This window comes from Bacillus sp. 2175 (genome assembly GCF_057812155.1).
In genome coordinates this window covers 664,542-685,553 of sequence record NZ_CM173819.1, presented here as the reverse complement: position 1 = coordinate 685,553, position 21,012 = coordinate 664,542, and the positions used below count along the sequence as shown (strand labels likewise).

General features: G+C 34.0%; 19 protein-coding genes. 7 read left to right on the top strand and 12 right to left on the bottom strand.

Annotation, left to right across the window (positions count from 1 at the left end; all coding sequences use genetic code 11):
- Window positions 1–66: 66 nt before the first annotated feature.
- Window positions 67–873: a formate dehydrogenase accessory sulfurtransferase FdhD gene (gene fdhD / locus ACXKY9_RS03740; RefSeq protein WP_000529230.1), complete on the top strand. Its 807-nt coding sequence runs from the start codon at window positions 67–69 to the stop codon at window positions 871–873.
- 227 nt (window positions 874–1,100) lie between these two features.
- A complete protein-coding gene (locus ACXKY9_RS03735) occupies window positions 1,101–1,607 on the top strand; it encodes a GNAT family N-acetyltransferase (protein WP_000405883.1) in 507 nt (168 codons plus the stop codon).
- 507 nt (window positions 1,608–2,114) lie between these two features.
- Here ACXKY9_RS03735 and ACXKY9_RS03730 read toward each other — a convergent pair.
- A complete protein-coding gene (locus tag ACXKY9_RS03730; protein WP_001068392.1) occupies window positions 2,115–2,237 on the bottom strand; it encodes a hypothetical protein in 123 nt (40 codons plus the stop codon).
- Window positions 2,238–2,567: 330 nt separating this feature from the next.
- On the opposite strand from ACXKY9_RS03730, the gene ACXKY9_RS03725 reads away from it, so the two are divergent.
- The 3 genes from ACXKY9_RS03725 (at window position 2,568) to ACXKY9_RS03715 (ending at window position 5,408) form a co-directional block, all read left to right on the top strand.
- Window positions 2,568–3,239 (top strand): response regulator transcription factor, encoded by a 672-nt coding sequence (locus tag ACXKY9_RS03725; RefSeq protein ID WP_000238956.1) that lies wholly within the window; start codon window positions 2,568–2,570, stop codon window positions 3,237–3,239.
- A 65-nt stretch (window positions 3,240–3,304) separates the two neighbouring features.
- Window positions 3,305–4,750, top strand: a complete 1,446-nt coding sequence (locus tag ACXKY9_RS03720) for a HAMP domain-containing sensor histidine kinase (RefSeq protein ID WP_000041028.1) — start codon at window positions 3,305–3,307, stop codon at window positions 4,748–4,750.
- Between the two features lie 145 nt (window positions 4,751–4,895).
- Window positions 4,896–5,408, top strand: a complete 513-nt coding sequence (locus ACXKY9_RS03715) for a GNAT family N-acetyltransferase (protein ID WP_000351212.1) — start codon at window positions 4,896–4,898, stop codon at window positions 5,406–5,408.
- A 32-nt stretch (window positions 5,409–5,440) separates the two neighbouring features.
- Here the strand turns inward: ACXKY9_RS03715 and pdxR are convergent, their stop codons facing one another.
- Window positions 5,441–6,841 (bottom strand): MocR-like pyridoxine biosynthesis transcription factor PdxR, encoded by a 1,401-nt coding sequence (gene pdxR, locus ACXKY9_RS03710; protein WP_000891882.1) that lies wholly within the window; start codon window positions 6,839–6,841, stop codon window positions 5,441–5,443.
- A 120-nt stretch (window positions 6,842–6,961) separates the two neighbouring features.
- Between pdxR and ACXKY9_RS03705 the strand changes: the two genes are divergently transcribed.
- Window positions 6,962–7,888, top strand: a complete 927-nt coding sequence (locus ACXKY9_RS03705) for a DMT family transporter (RefSeq protein WP_001059047.1) — start codon at window positions 6,962–6,964, stop codon at window positions 7,886–7,888.
- Between the two features lie 186 nt (window positions 7,889–8,074).
- Window positions 8,075–8,599 carry a DUF4871 domain-containing protein gene (locus ACXKY9_RS03700; RefSeq protein ID WP_000719695.1) on the top strand — a complete coding sequence of 175 codons (525 nt, stop codon included), beginning with the start codon at window positions 8,075–8,077 and terminating at the stop codon, window positions 8,597–8,599.
- Between the two features lie 292 nt (window positions 8,600–8,891).
- Here the strand turns inward: ACXKY9_RS03700 and ACXKY9_RS03695 are convergent, their stop codons facing one another.
- The 10 genes from ACXKY9_RS03695 to ACXKY9_RS03650 form a co-directional block, all read right to left on the bottom strand.
- Entirely contained in the window at window positions 8,892–10,091 is a 1,200-nt protein-coding gene (locus ACXKY9_RS03695; protein WP_000880782.1) for an NAD(P)-dependent malic enzyme, read from the bottom strand.
- Between the two features lie 59 nt (window positions 10,092–10,150).
- A complete protein-coding gene (locus ACXKY9_RS03690; RefSeq protein WP_000512720.1) occupies window positions 10,151–11,497 on the bottom strand; it encodes a 2-hydroxycarboxylate transporter family protein in 1,347 nt (448 codons plus the stop codon).
- 122 nt (window positions 11,498–11,619) lie between these two features.
- Entirely contained in the window at window positions 11,620–12,327 is a 708-nt protein-coding gene (locus tag ACXKY9_RS03685) for a response regulator (RefSeq protein WP_000598669.1), read from the bottom strand.
- The gene (locus ACXKY9_RS03680; RefSeq protein ID WP_000746423.1) at window positions 12,324–13,928 is read right to left on the bottom strand and encodes a sensor histidine kinase; all 1,605 of its coding nucleotides are present in this window, start codon (window positions 13,926–13,928) and stop codon (window positions 12,324–12,326) included. Before ACXKY9_RS03680 ends, ACXKY9_RS03685 begins: the two co-directional genes overlap by 4 nt.
- A 78-nt stretch (window positions 13,929–14,006) precedes the next feature.
- Entirely contained in the window at window positions 14,007–15,989 is a 1,983-nt protein-coding gene (locus ACXKY9_RS03675) for a methyl-accepting chemotaxis protein (RefSeq protein ID WP_001169205.1), read from the bottom strand.
- A 281-nt stretch (window positions 15,990–16,270) separates the two neighbouring features.
- Complete coding sequence (locus tag ACXKY9_RS03670; protein WP_000621163.1) at window positions 16,271–17,020, bottom strand: C39 family peptidase; 750 nt, start codon at window positions 17,018–17,020, stop codon at window positions 16,271–16,273.
- Between the two features lie 13 nt (window positions 17,021–17,033).
- On the bottom strand, window positions 17,034–17,855 hold the full coding sequence (locus tag ACXKY9_RS03665) for a hypothetical protein (RefSeq protein ID WP_000728596.1): 822 nt from the start codon (window positions 17,853–17,855) through the stop codon (window positions 17,034–17,036).
- Between the two features lie 231 nt (window positions 17,856–18,086).
- Entirely contained in the window at window positions 18,087–19,337 is a 1,251-nt protein-coding gene (locus tag ACXKY9_RS03660) for a sensor histidine kinase (protein WP_000715830.1), read from the bottom strand.
- A complete protein-coding gene (locus ACXKY9_RS03655; protein WP_001238623.1) occupies window positions 19,334–20,005 on the bottom strand; it encodes a response regulator transcription factor in 672 nt (223 codons plus the stop codon). The genes ACXKY9_RS03660 and ACXKY9_RS03655 overlap by 4 nt, the downstream gene beginning before the upstream one ends.
- Before the next feature lie 195 nt (window positions 20,006–20,200).
- Window positions 20,201–20,905 carry a metallophosphoesterase family protein gene (locus ACXKY9_RS03650; protein ID WP_000821994.1) on the bottom strand — a complete coding sequence of 235 codons (705 nt, stop codon included), beginning with the start codon at window positions 20,903–20,905 and terminating at the stop codon, window positions 20,201–20,203.
- Between the last annotated feature and the right edge of the window lie 107 nt (window positions 20,906–21,012).

The following is a 21,012-nucleotide window of genomic DNA, read 5'->3' as shown; positions in this document are numbered from 1 at the left end:
TTTTTATTTTTTCCATTGTTTTATGATAAATGTGGGAGAGAAATACATATAAAAGGGGAATTAAATATGGGGCCTACGCAAGAGACTTATACAATTGTACGTTATCAATCTGGTACATTTTCAAAACAACTTGATGAGATTGTTACAGAATCTCCTATTACTATTAAATTGAATGGTGAAGAATATGTAACAGTCGTATGCACACCAAATTATATTGAAGATATGGTAATTGGTTTTTTAATTTCTGAGGGGATTATTTCTTCCTATAAAGATGTTGAAGAACTATGGGTTCAAAAAGATAACGGAATTGTCCATGTAAAATCATCAAAAGTGAATCCGCTCTATCAAACTTTATATAATAAACGATACATCACTTCTTGCTGCGGAAAAGGTAGACAAGGTTTTATTTTCGTAAACGACGCAGCAAAAGCAAAAGACTTACATGATATACATGTAAAAATTACTCCTGAAGAATGCTTTCATTTAATGAATACCTTGCAACAATCTTCTACTACATTTCGCCAAACTGGCGGTGTTCACAATACCGCGCTATGTGATCGAAACAATATCCTCCTATCAAGAATGGATATTGGAAGACATAATGCATTAGATAAAATATATGGTCATTGTTTGCGTAACGATATATCCATTAAAGGAAAAATCATCGCATTTAGCGGACGTATTTCATCCGAAATTTTACTCAAAGTTTCAAAAATCGGATGTGAAATTGTTCTATCTAAATCCGCTCCAACAAAACTGGCATTGCAACTTGCCCATGATTTAGGCATTACAGTCGTAGGGTTTATTAGAAATGAATCTTGTAATATTTACACACATCCAAAACGAATTGATGGCTATCAATCCAATGTTTAAAAAATAACTCCTCAATCGAGGAGTTATTTTAGTTATAAAAATGTAACATATTAAACACTTGAATAGTTAACAAAGTTAATATATAATTTCATTACATAATTAAAACAAAACATTGTAGCATATATCTTTTCATTCTTTTACAAATTAAAAGAGAATACTAACAAAACATATACTCAATCTTATAAAAGTAATGGATTTATTTGAAATCCACCAGGGAGGTTACAACTATGGAAATTCGCTTATTAACAACAGAGGACGCAGAAATATATTTAAAAGTTTGTATGGAAGGTTTAACGAAGAATCCGGAAGCTTTTAGCTCTTCTTATGAAGATGTTCTTAAACATGAAAATCCTGTGGCTGCTATGGCTAAACGATTAAGCAATCCGGATAAGTATACTCTAGGTGTCTTCAAAGATAATGATTTAATTGGTATCGCTACTTTAGAAACAAAACCATTTATTAAACAAGAACATAAAGCAAAAATCGGTTCCGTTTTTGTTTCTCCAAAAGCGCGTGGCCTTGGAGCAGGACGAGCTCTAATTAAAGCAATTATTGAAAATGCCGATAAATTACATGTAGAACAACTTATGCTCGATGTTGTAGTTGGTAACGATGCAGCAAAAAAATTATATGAGTCATTAGGTTTCCAAACTTACGGCGTACAAGAGCGTTCATTAAAACATAACGGTCAATATTGGGACGAGGAACATATGGTTCTGTTCTTAAATGATTAATACTTCAATATAAAGTGAAACTTTACTCAGTGGGTGATTTTTCCATCCTCCACTGAGTATTAGCTGAATCAATCGGGCTTTTACGGGCAGTTATCGCCCACCTAACTCCCTCGCATTCGCTGAATTTTAAGATGGGAGTTACTGCCCACAAATAGCGGGGTAGTTTTCCAAAAACATCTTTCTTAATAAGAAAGATGTTTTTTTGCATTACAACAATGTAATCTTCATGTCACCTTTATCGATCGTACCAATCCTTACCATTTATTATACTAAAAATATAAAGTGAAACTTTACTCAGTGGGGAACTACATCCCACGCTGATCGCATGTACTTGATATATAGAGGAGAATGTGACATGAAACAAAACAAACGAGCTATGCTTTTAATATTTACTACAGCAATTGTAACTTCTGGGTTAGCAATTTTACCTTGGTTTATCATATAGGAATACTCCCCTAACAATGAAAAAAGCTGATTGCTTCTTAAGAAGCAATCAGCTTTTTTATTTTATAAAATCCCTAAAATTTTATTTACACAACTTATAATAATAACCATAGATACGGCAACACACATGACAACCGTATTACGATCTTGCTTTTCTTTTTTTGAAATTTCTTCTTTTGGATTCATGTGTATGATCTCCTTTTAAAAAAAGTGTGAGATAGGAAATTTTTCTTATCCGATGCGAGGTGAATACGAAAACCCTCTCTATCTCACATACACAATAGAATGGAATTGTCATTTTATAAATAAAATGACATGACGTTATGTCGCAACATAGGGTATTTTGTGTCGCTACGTTTTTTATTATAAAAAATAGTTGTGCAAAACTAGTGCATTTTTTATGTCAATTACTCCGAGCGAAAAAATCATCCCTCCATTCAATCACATAAAAAGAGTTTTTTATTATTTTCATGTAAACTATACAAGTAGAATGAACAGTTTGGGGTGCACAAGATTATGGTAAAAATTTTATTAGTAGACGATGAAGAACGTATGTTACGATTATTAGATCTATTCTTAAGCCCTCGCGGCTATTTTTGTATGAAAGCTACCTCTGGCCTTGAAGCACTAAAATTAATCGAACAAAAAGAATTCGATATTATTTTATTAGATGTTATGATGCCGAATATGGATGGATGGGATACTTGCTATCAAATTCGTCAAATTTCTAACGTTCCTATCATTATGTTAACAGCTCGCAACCAAAACTACGATATGGTGAAAGGCCTCACGATGGGCGCAGATGATTATATTACAAAACCATTTGATGAGCATGTATTAGTCGCACGAATCGAGGCTATATTACGCCGTACAAAAAAAGATGGCTTTGTTAGTTTCAATGGTATTGAGTGGGATAAAACGAAACATACCGTCACAGTGTACGATGAAAAAATCTCGCTAACTCCTATCGAATTTTCGTTACTCGGACTATTTTTGCAAAATACAAACCGTGCTTATAGCCGAGATGATTTAATCGAAAAAATTTGGGGCTATGAAACAGATATCGAATATAGAACAATTGATTCACACATTCGTAATATCCGTGATAAACTACGCAAAAAAGGATTTCCGATTGAAGATTACCTAGAAACGGTCTATAAAGTCGGATATAAATGGAAAAGTGAATAATTACTTCGGTCAGTGGGAAATCGTATACCACTGACTCTTTATTATGAATAAGGTATGGTGAGAAAATGAGTAAACTTTCCCTTAAAATTGGGACATACTTTTTAATATTAGCTTTATGTATTGAAACAATTGCTTTCGTATCTTTTTATAAAAGCCTTTCAACAATGCGTGTGAAAGAAGAAACCGATGCTCTATTAGAGAAAGGTAATCGGTATCGTGATAAGATTGTAAACCGTGCAAGATGGAATGATCATTCTAAACAACAGCAATACACAGAACGTCCTAAACACCCTCGGTATCAGGATTTCACTATCGAGCATGCGGCTGAAGATTTAATCGGTTCCGAATTAATTGCTAATACTGATATCACAATCATTATAACTGACAATAACGGCAAAATTATTTCTAACTCAGAACCCATAACGAAAGAAATGCAAAAACAACTTATTTGTAAAACAAAATCTATTCCAAAAAGCGGGTTAATTGTAGAAAGAAACTGGAAAAAATCAAAATTCATCTCAACAGTAAGTCCACTTGAAATTCAAGGATTTCAAGGTAATTTACATATGTTATTAAAAACATCTTTCTTAGAAAAGATGTTACTTAAACTCCTGCATCAATTTCTTATCATTAGTATTTTGACGATTATTTTAACAACTATTTCTGTCTTTGTTTTTTCTAAATTTATTACAGATCCTCTTATAAAAATGAAGAGAGCGACAGAAAAAATGTCAAAATTAAACAAGCCAATTCAATTAGGTATTAAACGAAATGATGAACTCGGAAGTTTAGCAAAAACAATTGAAGATTTATCGAGTGAGCTTACGTATATGAAAAAAGAGCGCAATGAATTTCTCGCTAGTGTCGCTCATGAACTATTAACTCCATTGACCTATATGAAAGGTTATGCAAAGGTAGCAAAGAGAGACTCTTTAACAAAAGAGGAGCGAGAAGAATACTTACAAATCATTGAGGATGAAACGGATAGTGTAACCGATCTCGTCCAAGATTTATTTATGCTTGTACAATTAGAACAACACCAATTTGTTATAAAAAAACAAAAAGTGCTTCTTCAGCCATTTTTAGAACGAATGGTTGAAAAAACAAAAACAACATTAACGAATAAGCAAATGCAACTTCATGTATATTGCAAAGATGATTTAGAAGTTTGTATAGACGAAAGACGTATGGAACAAGTTATGTTAAATTTATTACACAACGCTTATCAACATTCGCCAGAAAACACATCCATTACGATACGTGTACTCATGGAAACATATTCTTTTACAATAAGTGTACAAGATGAAGGTGAAGGTATTCCTGAAGAAGATATCCCGCATATTTTTGACCGTTTTTATCGTGTTGATAAATCCAGAACACGAGCTACAGGCGGAAAAGGCATCGGGCTAGCTGTTGCAAAGGAAATTGTAGAATTGCATAACGGTTCTATTCTAGTAACAAGCCAATTAGAAGCGGGAACAAACTTTATAATCGAGCTACCTTTTGAATAATATGCGTGTGAAAACACCAGTAGTAGTAAACACTACTGGTGTTATTTTGTTCATAAAAACAGCTCATATAAGCTAAGCTTTTGAAATTATTCTTATTTCAATATAAAATAAAGGTACATTTGCAAAGATTTGGAGGGTGATATAATTGGATATCCATGTATTAACAAAAGACGAAGCAGAAATTTACTTAGAACTTCGCGTAGAAGGATTAAAGCAAAACCCTGAAGCATTCAGCTCTTCTTATGAAGATATTATTAATAAAGAGTGTGCGATTGAATATAAAGCACAAAAATTAGCACAAGATGAAAACTATACGCTAGGTGCATTTAAAGATGGAAAATTAATCGGGGTTGCAACGCTGGAAACGAAACCATATGTAAAACAAGAACATAAAGCTAAAATCGGTTCTGTATATGTATCTCCAAAAGCACGCGGACTTGGAGCAGGAAAAGCACTTATTAAAGAATGTCTTGAACTTGCTAAATCTTTAGAAGTAGAACAAGTTATGCTTGATGTTGTTGTTGGCAACGATGGAGCGAAAAAACTTTATGAATCATTAGGTTTTAAAACATTCGGTGTACAAGAACGTTCATTAAAATATAACGGACAATATTGGGACGAAGAGCATATGGTCTTATTCTTAGATGAAAATAAATAATAAAAAACATCCTCATGTTTGGAGGATGTTTTTTACTTTCTTGTAAACCATGCCGTGTGTAATAATTGAATCGCTTTCGCAATCTCTTCCTCTGATAATATCGCAAACCCAAGTAAAACTACACTCTCAGGCGCCGTACCGTCTTTATAGTACGTAGACACAGGATATATTTTGATACTATATTTCGCAGCTTCTTGAATTAATTCTTCTTCCCGCATTCCATTATGCACTTTTAATAAAATGTGTAATCCCGAATCTTCTCCTATCACTTTAACACGATTAGAGAAATACTTCTCTATTTCAAAAACAAGTCGATCTCTCTTCTTTCGGTAGACGACACGCATTTTATGAATATGTTTTTCCCAATAGCCTTCATTTAAAAATCTTCTAATCACTTCTTGGTCCATTCTTGAAACACTTTGTGTGTAAAATAAATATTGCTGTTGATACTTTTTAATTAATTTCTTCGGCAACACCATATAACTCATCCGTAGCGATGGCAATAATGCTTTAGATAGCGTCCCCATATAAATAACTTTCCCCTCTGTATCTAACCCTTGCAGCGCCGGTATAGGCTTTCCAGAATAGCGAAATTCACTATCATAATCATCTTCAATAATATACCTGCTCTCTTCTTTCTTTGCCCATTGTAAAAGCTGCATCCTTCTCGTAATAGGCATAATCATTCCATATGGAAACTGATGGGAAGGTGTAACAAATACAACATTCGCATTGCTATTTTCTAAATCTGCAATACAAATTCCATCTCTATCTAAAGATAACATTTGGACTCTTGCTTCTCCCTGTTCAAAAACAACCATCTTTCTATGATACCCTGGGTTTTCAACTGCATAATTGCTTCCCTTTAACAATTGAAACAATAGTTTCACTAATATTTGTGTTCCCGCTCCTAATACAATTTGACTAGCTGAACAACGCACACCTCTAGATTCATACAAATAATTCGTAATCTCTTCTCTTAAGCTTGCTTCCCCTTGAGGGTGTCCTAGAAAGAGAAGTTCGTTATTATGCGGCTGCCATACTTCATTTACAATTTTCCGATACATATTAAATGGAAAAGCATTTGTATCAATTCCTGTTTGTGTAAAGTCAAATTTATAACGCTTCTCCTGAAACGGGACTTCTTCTATCCTCTCTTCGCTATCCTCTACATGAACCATTTGCTCAATCTTGCATACAAAATAACCTTTTCTCGATATCGACTCAATATAACCTTCTGCAAGTAATTGTTCGTACGCTGCCTCTACTGTATTTTTACTTACTTGTAAATGTATCGCTAACTTTCGCTTAGCCGGTAATTTCGTAAAAGGGACAATTGATCCATCTTTAATCTCTTTTTTTATATACTCATACAATTGCACATATAATGCCTTTTTACTATTCATATTTAAATTAGGCGTTAATTCTAACATAGTATCTGACCCCTTAATAAAACTAAAATCTGATACTTTTTACAGTACCAGATTATATATATAATTCCTTTTATCATGTCACACATCAAAAATCAAATACTGGAGAGGAGAAACATGATAATGAACAACGGTAGACGTATCGGACTTATTATGATTATTACAGGGGCTACATTATGGGGATTATCTGGTCCAATGATTCAGTGGCTATTTCAGCATACTAATGTATCCTCAATTGATTTTTTAACAATTCGATTGTTGCTTGCAGGAATATTTATTTTGTCTTTCTTACTTATAAAGAAACAAAACATATTTCAAATTTGGAAACACCTTAGATATTCTATACAACTTATTATTTTTTCTATTCTCGGCATGCTCGGTGCACAATACGCCTTTATCGAAACGGTTCATATTAGTAACGCGGTCACTGCAACGCTATTTCAATTTCTAGGTCCTGTTCTTATTACCGTGTATGTTGCATTTGAACAAAGAAAATTCCCTGCTTCCATGCAACTATTCGCAATTATAGCCGCGCTAATAGGAACATACTTTATTATTACAAATGGCTCAATTGAAAATATTGTTTTATCTAAAGAAGCTATTATTTTTGGACTATTAACAGCAATCGGATTTGCATTTTATACCCTTCATCCGGCTTCTCTCATTAAAGAATGCGGGACAACTGTAGTAATTGGTTGGGGAATGTTAATCGGAGGAATTGCACTACTTATTTATAATCGTTCATTCGGGTGGAATCAATTTTCACAAACCCTTACACTGAAAACTTTTTCTATGCTTATTCTTATCATTGTTAGTGGTACCCTTTCTTTCCTTCTATATATCGGTAGTCTTAAATATTTAGCAGCAACAGAAACAAGCATTTTATCTAGCATTGAACCCCTTGTAGCTGCCATCGTTTCAATCACTTGGCTAAATGAAGCTTTTGGAGCATACCAATTATTAGGCGGCGTATGTATCGTTCTGTCCGTTATTTTTTTGACGATGCCTCAAAAAGAAACCGAACCAACCTATACAACGGAACAAATATAAAATGAAACTTTAATTAGTGGGGCTATCTCCCACTGATTATTAACCTACACCAATCGGGCTTTACGGGATAAAAAATGTCAAAAGAGGTCGTACAAAACTTACGACCTCTTTTTATACTTTAAAGGAATTGTCCCGCCTTCTAGCAAATACAATTACACTAACAATAAAAACTAGGAGTGTGGCACCATGAAAAAAATCGGAACTATGCTACTTCTCTCCCTCCTCATCACTGGATGCACACAAACTCAACCGGATTCAAAAGAACAAAAAAAAGACGTAATAGCAACTTCATCCACTCAAGTGAACGCACCTTCCTTCTTTCACCTTAGTGTTTTAAAAGATGTAAATTGGGAAGAAGCCCCCTCATTCATAGACGGAAAAATACCTTTAAAAGGCATCGAAGGAAAAATCGCAATGGCTGATAGTCCTATTATCGCAAATGAACAAAATGAAATAATGTGGTACTTTCTAGATTCTGAAATACCTACTGGAAAATTGTCTATTATTGCGCTAAAACAAGGATCTGTAACTCCAACACCAGTACTCTTTCAAAAAGAAATTTCCAAACAAACTTGGACTACTTCAAATACAATCAATTCTACTACAAGCGAACTCCCTCTCGCTATGTCACTACCTTCATCTGGATTATGGTTATTAAATATCTATGTGAATGAAAAATATTATGATCAGTTTGTAATCACCGCTAAGTAAAGTGACAAAAATAAACCACTTTCTTACAACAATGTAATTTCTACGTCATGTACTTCGATAGTTGAATTATCTCTCTTCTCTTATACTTAAAGTAAGAAATGAAGCGAGGAGAGATGAGAGATGAAAAAAATGATAGAAGTAATCGTAGCAGTAACTGAGGTTTTAGTGAATGGTAAACAAGTTGCAATGGAATTAAATAAATAGTGAAGAAACATAAATAATTCTACACTTCTTCATTATTTTGATTTCTTATCTCAAAAAAGCAGTGCCTTTTAGGCACTGCTTTTAGCTATTAATAACGTGGTATTTTCGTAATTTGTGCCACGCCTGAATCAATAGCTGCTTTCGCTACTGCTTCCGCAACACTTGGAACAACTCTTTTATCTAATGGATTCGGGATTACATAATTCGCATTACGTTCTTCATCAGTAATGATGTTAGCGATCCCATATGCTGCCGCTAATTTCATCTCTTCTGTAATATCAGTTGCGCGCACATCTAACGCACCGCGGAATATTCCGGGAAACGCCAATACATTATTTACTTGATTCGCATAATCCGAGCGCCCAGTTCCTACTACAGCTGCCCCAGCCTCTAATGCATCCTCAGGGAAGATTTCTGGAATTGGATTCGCCATTGCAAACACAATTGCTTTCTCATTCATCGTCTGTACAAGTTCTTTCGTTAATACGTTAGGAGCAGATACGCCAATAAAAATATCAGCTTGGTTAATCGCTTCTTTTAACGTTCCACGCACATGTTCACGATTTGTCTTTTTTGAAACTTCAATTTGCGCTTCGTTCATCCATGTTTCACCTTCACAAACAATACCTTCTAGGCTAACTAGCGTAATGTGCTTTGCACCAGCCTTTAATAATAATTTTCCAATTGCAATTCCTGCCGAACCCGCACCGTTAATAACGATTTTCACATTATCCATTTGTTTGCTAACAACTTTTAATGCATTAATAACAGCTGCTAAAACGACAATAGCTGTTCCATGTTGATCATCATGGAATACAGGAATATTCGTTTCTTCTTTTAATCGTTTTTCAATTTCAAAACAACGCGGTGCTGCAATATCTTCTAAATTAATCCCTGCAAATGTAGGCTCTAAATTTTTCACAAGGGTAACGATTTCATCTACATCCGTTGTGCCTAAACATAATGGGAAAGCATCTACATTCGCAAACTTCTTAAACAAAATACTTTTCCCTTCCATAACAGGCATAGCCGCTTTCGGTCCAATGTTTCCTAAACCGAGTACCGCTGTTCCATCTGAGACAACTGCCACCATATTACCACGTGCTGTATAGTCATACACCGTTTCTTCATCTGCCGCAATTGCTTTACAAGACTCCGCTACACCTGGTGTATACGTCAGGCTTAAATCATCCGCTGAATTTACTTCTACTTTACTTGTAATTTCAATTTTTCCTACTAATTCTTTATGCAATAACAATGATCTTTCATTAATTTGATTTGCTAACATACTTATAATCTCCCCTTAATTTGACAAGCTAGCTATATGAATATAGCTAGCTTGTTTGATCATGAAAACATCTTTAATAATATTGTCGCTGTTACAACCATTGCCGCTCCGCCTAAACGAGTCGAAATTTGCGCGAACGGCATTAATTCCATACGATTTGAAGCTGATAAAATAGCAACATCTCCAGTTCCACCTAAACCGCTATGACATCCAGTTACAATCGCTGATTCAACTGGATACATTTTCATCACTTTCCCTACAAGAAAACCTGATGCTACCATTGTAAGAACAACCGATGCGCACACAACAACATATCCTACTGAAAGAACTGCTGCTACGTCTTTTAACGGAATATATAGCAATCCTAATCCAACCATTAAAGGCCAAGTTAAATTCTTCGAAATAAATTTATATAAATGGAATGCTCCTTGCTCCATTTTTGCTGGCATTAATTTAAAGTATTTCACAAGCGCTGCTGAGAAAATCATAATGATTGCCCCAGGAATACCGATGAACTTAGAAGCAAATCCTCCGAAGATGAAGAACGTACACGCAATTAATAAACCTGCTCCCATTAATGAGAAGTCAATTGGCTTCTCTGTATTTTGTTCTTTTAATAATTCTGCTTGATTGTCTGTTTTCACTAATACACCGTTACCACTAAGCTCCGGTTTCTTCTCACCTAAACGCTTCATATACCCTGCACTTACAATTGCGAACATATTTCCAATAATAGCTGCTGGAATAAGCTGTGATACAAACGTTGCTGATGATTCATTTAAAATATCACTATAAGCTAGCGACAATGGTAAAATCCCTTCCCCGATACCACCACTCACAATTGGTATGATGATAAAGAAGAATGTGTGCTTCATTTCAAATCCAAATAATGAACCGACCAATAATCCTACTGCTACAGAAGCTAACGTCCCTACTACTAAAGGAATAAACATACGAACGAAACCTTGTACTAACACTTTACGGTTCATTCCTAAAATACTTCCGACTACTAAACAAGAAATATATAAATATAAAAAGTTCGATTTTTTCATTAACATAGTCGCAGCTTCCATTGAAGCTGGATTCATCCAGTTAAAAAATACAAGTAATGATGGAATAAATAACGAAAGTATTGCTGGACCACCGATATTTTTTAAAATTGGAATTCTCATCCCAATATCGCCTAAGAAAATCCCCATGATCATAATAACTGCAAATCCACCAATCATATCTGCTGGCAATTTATTATATACAGATGCCCCATAAATAATAGCAGCCAATACTACATATAACGGTAAAGGTATAACACCGATTTTTACATTCATAATTTTAGAAGCGAAAGATTCTCTTTGTACTTCATTTCCTTCAGAAAATGATACCGCTTCCACATTCTTTTGAATTCCCATATGGCACCCCCTCGTTTTCTTAATAACAATATTAAAACGCTTTCAATAGTAAAAATAGTTTTTGTAAGTTTTGTAATTGATTTTGTAATTAAAAAAAGTATAAGCGACTTATGTTAAGTCGCTTATACGTAAAACTCTATTTTCTTTTGATCAACACATCTTAATTTACTTACAGGTCTTCCCACATGTTGGTACATCATTTCGTTTTCTAACACCCCAATGTCAGTCAGAAACATTACATATTTTCGAATAGAAACTCTTGAAATTCCAACTAATTGTGCCATTTCATCTGTTGTAAATACTCTTCCATTCAGAGACTCGATCTTCTGCCAAATTAATTGCAACGTTTGCTTCGTTAACCCTTTTGGAAGCTCTTTCGTCACAGTAGGCTCTCTTTTTTCTTTTTGTAAAATTAATGAATCTAATTCCGATTGACTAATTTTTTGTTGTTCTTTCATGAAAGTAAGTTTTTCTCGATATATAGTTAATGCCTTTTTAAATCGTTCAAATGTAAATGGTTTAATTAAATAATCTACTACGCCATATTGTAATGCTTTTTTTATACTTCCCATATCATGTACAGCTGAAATCATTATAATATCGCTTTCTTTTTCTTGGTTCCGGATATACATTAAAAGCTCAAAACCAGTCTCTTCAGGCATAAAAATATCAAGTAATACTAAATCTACTCGTGATTTCTCTAATATTTCTATCGCTGACTTTACTGAGTTAACTGCTTGAACAAGTTCAAATCCTCCTACTTGCTCTAAATAATGCGTATTTAACATTGCTACCATCGGGTCATCTTCTACAATTAAAACTTTAATCATATTTGCCTCTCATCCCTACCTTTAGGTATTTCAATCGTTATCGTTGTTCCCTTTCCTACTAATGAATGCATATGAATTTCCCCATTTATTCGCTGTATACTTTCTTTTACAAGATACAAACCATAACCGCGGTTATCTCCCTTTGTGGAATAACCTTTCGTAAATAATTCCTCTATTTCTTTTTCTTGTATACCTTTTCCTGTATCTTGCACTGTAATAGTTAGTATATCCCCATGTTGTATCTTAACTTCAACTCGCTTCTTTTCACAATTCGTAACTGCCTCTAATGCATTATCAATTAAATTTCCGACAATCGTAATAAGTTCATGAGTAATACTTTCAACATCTATTTCCGGCATGTAAGAATCTTCACTTATAATTAATTTTATATTTTTCTCTCTAGCATAGCTGAGCTTACCTAGTAAAAAACCAGCAAATACTGGACTTTTTATTCTTTTCATAACTCCACCAATTTCATATTGATGCTCTGATACCATGCCGCTTATATACTTCTGTAATTCTTCATACTGTTTCATATGTGTAAGCCCTAATACGACATGCATCTTATTCATAAACTCATGAGATTGTGCCCGTAATGCTTCTGCATATAGTCTAATACCAGTTAGTTCCTCTGCTAGTTTTCTAATCTCTGTTTTATCACGAAATGTTGCAATTGCACCAACTATTTCTCCTTTTACATATAAAGGAACTCGATTTGTCACAATCGTAATTCCATAAATATTTTGTTCTTCGTTTAATTGTACTTCTCCCGTTTGCAATACTTCTTTTATACGTGAATTTGGCATATACAACTCAACATCTTTACCGATAAAATCTTCTTCAAGTCCGCTTTTTTTAAATAGACGTTTCGCTTCATTATTAATTAACGTTACTCTAGCCTCTTTATCTACAGCAATAATACCTTCCTTTACAGATTGTAGCATCGTATTTCTTTCTTCAAGAATTTTTGCTATCCTGTGCGGCTCAAGACCGAATAAACTTTTCTTTATATGTCTAGCTAGCAATATTGCTCCTATAATTCCGACTAATACACCCACTCCGACACCAATATAAATAATATGTCTACTTTCCTTAACTCTCTCTTTTACATTATCTGCTGAAATACCAACAGCCACTGCTCCAAGTTGTTCACCTGTTTCAGAAAATATTGGTACAAACACTCGCATGGAAATACCTAAAGTTCCTTCTGCTAACGATACATGTTCTTTTCCTTTCAATGCAGGCCCTTCATCTCCCCCAATAAAATGATGCCCTATTTTTTGAGGATTTGGATGTGACTTTCTTATTCCATTCATGTCCATAACTACAATAAATTGAACACCTGTGTTTTGTAATATTCTATTTGTATACGTTTGGATTGCAGAGGTATCTGCTTTCCCAACCAAACCATCGATTACAATCGAATCATTCGCCACAATGTGTGCAATTGTTTTTGCTTTCTCTGCTTGGCTATCCTCCGTCGTCCGTTCTACATTATGACTAATTAATATATCTGTCACAAGTAAAGAAAAAATTACAACTGTACAAACTAACAATGTAATCGTTTTCCATAAATTCCATAGTCTTTTTCTTTTTTTCATCCTGTTAATGACTCCCCTAATTGCTGAATAGAAAAATAAGTAAGGTGATATTATTTTCACCTTACTTATCTGCTGTTATTATACTTTAAATTTACTAGTCATCGCTTGTAGTTCTTCTGCCATCTCAGCTAAGTTTTGCGAAGCTGAACTAATTTCCTCCATGGAATTAACCTGTTCTTCTGTTGAAGCTGCAACACTTTGCATACTAGCTGTATTTTCTTCTGCAGCAGCTGCAATTTCATCAATAGCATTTGTCACTTCATTTGCATCTCCAGCAATTCTCTTCGTTGTTTCTACCATTTGATTAACTTGAGAAACAATATGTGTAGTAGAACTTAAAATTTCCGTAAAACTTACTTTCGTTTTTGTTACAACATCAAGGCCTTGTTGAACTTCTCCATTCACATTATCCATCGCCTTAACAGTATGTTCAATATCCGCCTTAATTTCTGCAATTAAATTTGCAATCTCTCCAGATGACTCTCCTGATTGCTCTGCTAATTTTCTAACCTCATCTGCTACAATAGCAAATCCTCGTCCCTGTTCACCTGCTCTTGCTGCTTCAATAGCCGCATTTAAAGCTAATAAGTTTGTTTGAGTTGCAATGTTTTGAATTGCTTCAGAAATAGCTCCTACTTGCTTTGATTTCTCATCAAGAAGTTTAATAATAGCATCTGACTCGGATACCGACCTAGAAATAGACTGCATTTGTTTTGCGGTTTGTTCAACTAAATCTTCTCCCTCTTCAGCTCTTTCACGGGCATGTAATGAGGAAATAGAAATTGACTCTGCGCTTCCAGTTACATCTTGAATTGCTGTATTTACTTGTTGTAATGTAGCCGCACCTTCTTCAACACCTTGACTTTGTGACTCAGCCCCACCTGATACTTGTTCCATCGCAATTGTAATTTGATCTGTCGCATCATTTGCTTGCTGTACGCTCGCTGTTAACTCTTCAGCCGATGCTGCAACATGTTCTGCTGAAAAGCTAATTTGGGTAATAACATCTTGTAAAGACATAGACATTTCATTAAATGAATTCCCTAATTTCCCTATGTCATCCTTGGAATGGATTGTAATTTTCTCTGTTAAATCTCCCTTACTAATTTTATATGCCGATTCAGCTATTTTTCGTAATGGCCCTGTAATAGACTTTGTAATGAAATAAATTAATATACTACCAAATGCAATAGCAATAGCAATGACAATCAAAGTCTTATAAAACACTGGATTGGCAGCTTGGTTAATTTCTTCATCGAACATAACACCAACTACTTTCCAGCCTGTTTTCTCATTTGTTGCAAAGATTAAATTCTTTTTATCATCTTGTTCTGTATAAGACACATTTCCTTGTTTTTCTTCATAAATTGGTTTAATCCAAGGATCAGTAACTTTTGCACCTGGTTTTCTAGATGGATGACTAACAATTTGCTTATTTTGATCTAAAATAACTGCATAACCTTTTTCACCAATATTAATCATTTTGGAAATTTTTAAGATGTTATCTAAATTTAAGTTAATTCCTATAACACCTTTACCATCTTTTACTTCTTTAGCAATTGTCACTACCATATTTTTGGTAGATGCTGATTGATATGGTGAAGTAACAATTACTTTCCCTTTATTTTCATGTGCTTCTTTATACCAAGATCTATCTCTTGGATTGTATCCATCAGCCATTTGGATAAATGGTTCTCTTATAAACTTTCCCGTCTCTGTTCCAATATAAATACCTTCTACTTCTGGATGAAGTTTTATATATTGCGCTAGCTTCGTTCTTACTATTTCTTCCTGTCCATTTAGATATGTATCTTCTGTTAAGATGTCTGCAAAGTACGTCGCATCAACAAATTTCTCTTCTATATTTTGAGAAATAACAGTATTTAAAATCGAAATATTCTCCTTTGCTTTAGCTGTCATTTGATGTTCAAAATTTGTTTTGGCAGTTTGATATGAAACACCACCAATAATAATTCCTGGTATAGTTAAAATAATAAAGAATGAAATGATTAATTTTTTATTGATACTCATACATTTAACCCAGTTAAATATTTTTTGCATAATAAGCCTCCTTTATGTAATGTGGATACTTGTGTCATTTTATACAATTAACATGCATAAAACAATATATAATGATAACATGTGAATTTTTCGTCAATTATGCATTTTTGCATATCCACTCCTTATACGTATTTTAATCATAAAAATAAGAGAACTTTAGCATTATATATGCTAAAGTTCTCTTATTTCTTAACAGCTTCTACTCTATAAAACTTCTCTTATAATCCTTAAATCTTTACCCTTCGCCTTATAGTCATATTACTAAAACTCTTCGTCCTAATTTATTTGACGCTCTTTACATAACTAATTGCCTGACTTCCCATTTGTACCCATGCCTGTTCAAAGGTTTCTCTCGGTACTTTTACATCTAAGCTATCCTCAAGTGGATCTCGAATATATACAAATTCCTGATCATATCCAATAAGTACAACACAATGTTCATTATACGTAATAGAAACATCTCCACTATTTGTTTCCCATGTAGTAAATTCAGCTGCATCTAATGGTGCAAATGTTGCATTTGTGATCATGACTACAGGTTGCCCTGCTTTTATCCTCTTATAAATTTCTTCTATATTCTTCCCTGTTAAGTCTACAGCTTTATTAGGTAAATATTTTTCCGCTAACTGAAAAAGTGGCCCATGATATACACCATATCCCGATTCAGAAAATGTATAAATATTACCTACAAATCCTTCATTTGGATTCCCGCGCACACCATCGTCTATAAAATCAACTTTTTTTATTTCATTTGCTAATGTCATCTTATCCACTGAAACACCAGCGTATTGTAACATCATCGCTAAGCTTGTCACTTCACAGCCTCTATCTAGCTCTGGTAGTTGCTGAATTAATGGTACACTTGATAAAATGACCTTTTCATCATTATTACTAAATTCCGGTTCTTTCCCGTTTTGTATATTGAAGAATGTCCACTTCTCCCCATACTTTGTAATTCCATTTGTATATACACTCCATACCGCTATAGCTAGTAATGCTATACATATATACCACTTAAACCTCCGTATCACTCTCACGCCCTTTTTAGTTCGTTAAATAAGAATAAAATGCGTCAGCATCCGTTCGAATCACTGGTACAAAATTTAGTTCTTTTTCTCTCTCAGGTTGATCTTTTTTTATTTTTTCTGTTAGCTCTTGAATATTCATGTTCGCTTTATCCATATTAAGCTCATCTGCCAATTGTAGCACCTTTTGTTCATTAATTTCTCTTAATACTTGATATATATCTTTCCCATATAAATCAATATGATATTTTTTTGCTTCTTCCTGCACTTTTTGTTCGTACACCTCTTGTGCTAACACTTCTATCTCTTTTCCTTTTGGTGAAATACCTAACTTCCCTGCTTCCTCTCTTACCTTCGTTCCATAGATTTCTTCTGCAATGTCCTCTATTTCTTTTCCATTTGTCGAAATACCTAATTTATCCGCTTCATCATTAATTTTAATCGTATTAATTTGATTAATTAAATTTACAATTGATGTATTTTCTATAGATATGCCTAGTTTTAACGCTTCTTGCTTTACTTTTGTTTCATAGATTTCTTCTGACAGCGTCCCAACATCTTTTCCTTCAATCGAAATTCCTAGCTGCTTCGCTTCTCTTCCTACTTCTGTCTCATGAATTTCTTTTTCTAACGTAATTTGTTCTTTCCCTTCCGTTTCAATACCTAGATTCTCTGCCTTTTCTTCTGTATGCACAGCATGTATCTTTCCATTATTTAATTGTTCTTTACTACGTTGTGTGTAATCTGTCTTTCCTTTTGATGTTTCAGAAGGAGAGGCACCCCCTAATATACTTAAGCTCATTACTCCAATAGTGAATACCGTCATCATTTTCTTTTTCAAAATTAATTCCTCCCTCTTATACTTTCTTTCCCATCATTCCCCTAGTTTTTTTAATACTATACATACATCTCATCGCTGCTTGAGATAACATTATGATTGATAAACCCCACTCACATACACCTAGTCTCTTCTTCATGTAACGAACTTTCTTCATGCCATATATAATATAAATAGTTTCTTAACTTTGTCTTAAAAAAAGACGACCTTGTAAAAACAAGATCGTCTTCTTACTTATATTTTTTGGTTTTTAGGGAAAATCACTTCAAAACAAGTGCCATCTCCCCATTTGCTCTCTACTGATATTTTTCCGTAATGCTTTTCTACAATCCAATTTGCGATTGAAAGACCTAATCCAGCTCCTTCTGACGTACTTCTTGCTCTATCCCCTTGATAAAAACGATCAAATAATTTCGGAATATCTTCTTCTTTCACTCCTATCCCGTCATCTTTCACCTGTATGCGAATCGAACTACTCGTCTGCGTGCAATCAATTTGAATATGCCCGCCTTCGTTTGTATACTTCATCGCATTATCTAACAGTATGACCATCATTTGATGAATCCGCTCTCTATCAGCCATAAAAGATACGTCACGTTCTACTTTTAGTATCATTTCTTTTTCTTGATAAGAAGCAATCTCTTTATATGGAGCTACTATTTCTTCTAACAATTTATCAAGTTCAAATGTTTTTTTATCCATCTCAATTTGATTAGAATCAGAACGTGCTAGTAATAATAAATTACTAACGAGTTTTGATAACCGCCTACATTCTTTTGAAATTGTAGAAATATCCATCGCTTTTTCTTCTATCGTAGCGGATGGTGACTGAAATAACACATCCGTTTTTGATTGAATAACTGCAAGCGGTGTCCTTAGTTCATGTGATGCATCAGAAACGAATTGCTGCTGTTTCTCCCATGAATTTTGAATAGGTACGAGTGCTCTGCCAGCTAGGAAAAAGCCGATACCTATCGCACATAAACTTCCTATGCTACAACCTATAACGAGGATTAAAAATAAAGTATTTAACATTCCTTCTTCCGCTGTTATATCTCGCACGATTTGAACTATTTCTCCATCTTTTTGAAGCGAAAATGCTCTAAAATATCGTCCTTGTACTTTGATATCTTGTAACTCCCCTATTTTTTCCGGAGAAAACTTTTCCAAATTCTCTTCAAAAATTGAACGGAATTTACGATTATCGCCCTCTATTTTCACTATTTTCCCATTCCAAGTTATTCTAGTTACTCGCGGATCTCCAATTTGGATATTCTCCATACGTTTTCTTGGTGGTATTTTAACATCTAATTTTTCTCTATACTGAGCCATCATTTTTATAGATTGATCCACTTCATTATAAATACGCTTATATGTGTATGAATAAATAATACTACCTAATATACCTATTAATAGGATAAATACTAATGAATTCACTATAGTCAAACGAATGCGTGTCTTTTGAAACATACTTCCCTTTTTCATTGTTCTTTTAATATATATCCAATACCTCGAACAGTTTGAATATCTTTCTGATAACCGAATGGTTCTAATTTTTTACGCAAATGATGCACATACACTTCCACAATGGCTACTGTCGTATCTGAATCAAATCCCCAAACACGATCAAAAATTTGTTCACGCATTAAAATCTTCCCGCTATTTTGAATGAGATACTCTAGTAGCTCATATTGTTTCAATGTCAACTTAATACTTTGTCCATCTACTTGAACGTCTTTATCTTTTCCGAACAATTCAATCCCTTTATAACGAATCGTTTGCTGCGTTGTTAAACTACCACTTCTGCGTAGTAAAGCGCGAATTCTCGCTTTTAATTCAGGGGCCTGAAATGGCTTAACGATATAGTCATCTCCACCAAAATCCAATCCCTTCACCCGATCTTCTAAAGAATCTCTCGCTGTCAAAAACAGGACTGGTGTTTCAATCTTTTCATCACGTATTTTTTGAATTACTTCAAATCCATCCATCCCTGGCATCATCACATCCAGCAAAATTGCATCATATATATTTTGAAGCGCTAAAAACAATCCATCTTCTCCATTTATTGCCGTATCTACTTCAAATTCATCACGCAAAATTTGTACGATAGACTCTAATAACGAGGCATTATCTTCTACTACAAGTAAGCGCATGCTCTCACCTTCCATCAAATAGTTCAATTCTATTTATTATTACATTTCTTCTCTTCATAACAAAAGAATGTAGTTACATTACGTATTTTCATTTTTAACTATTTCCTTCTAAAATTTTGAAGTTTTATTATAAAAACTTTGTCTTAAATTTAGCTTAATAAAAAATTGAAAGAAATAAGATTCCTCTTATCTCTTTCAATTTTTTATTACATATACCTTTTTACTCGGCAATTCCAAACAATTTAGCTGACCACCGTACACAGCCCCGCCATCAATTCCAATAATACGATTACTACCAAAATACACTCCGCACTCCTCACTACCATGAAGCGTTTTTGTTTCCGTATGCCCAAATACAACAACCTTTTCACCGCTATATCCATTATGAAATTCATTACGGATCCACATTAACGTATATGGTTCAGATTCAGAAACTCGTTTCATCGGTTCAACCCCAGCATGTACAAATATATACTCTTCTGTTTCAATGTAATGATCTAATTCTTGAATAAACTTTATATGTTCCTCTAATACACGGGAGTGTAAAATCGGTTTTTGGAAGTCTTTCTCATTAACCGCAATATCTTCTTCTACAAATCCATAGCTATATAATGTCTTATCTCCACCATTTCTTTTTACCCAATGGTTCCATGAATGTTCCTCATTTGTCGTTAACGCCTTAATCATCATATCTTCATGATTTCCCTTTAAAATGAGTGCTCCCTCTTCTTTCAATTCTCTTACCTTTTCAATTACAGCACGCGCATTTGGACCACGATCTACATAATCTCCCAGTAAGATTAATTGATCCTGTTTCGCATCATATTGAGCTTCTTCCAATAACTGTTCAAACTTTTTTATCTCTCCATGAATATCACTAATAACAAGAATTCTTTTCATATTATCCCCCCTCTTTCTAATTATAGTTCAAAACGGCAGAAATTTCTGAACTCAAATCTAAAATCACATTTATTACAAATAAAATGATTATCCTTACAACGATGTAA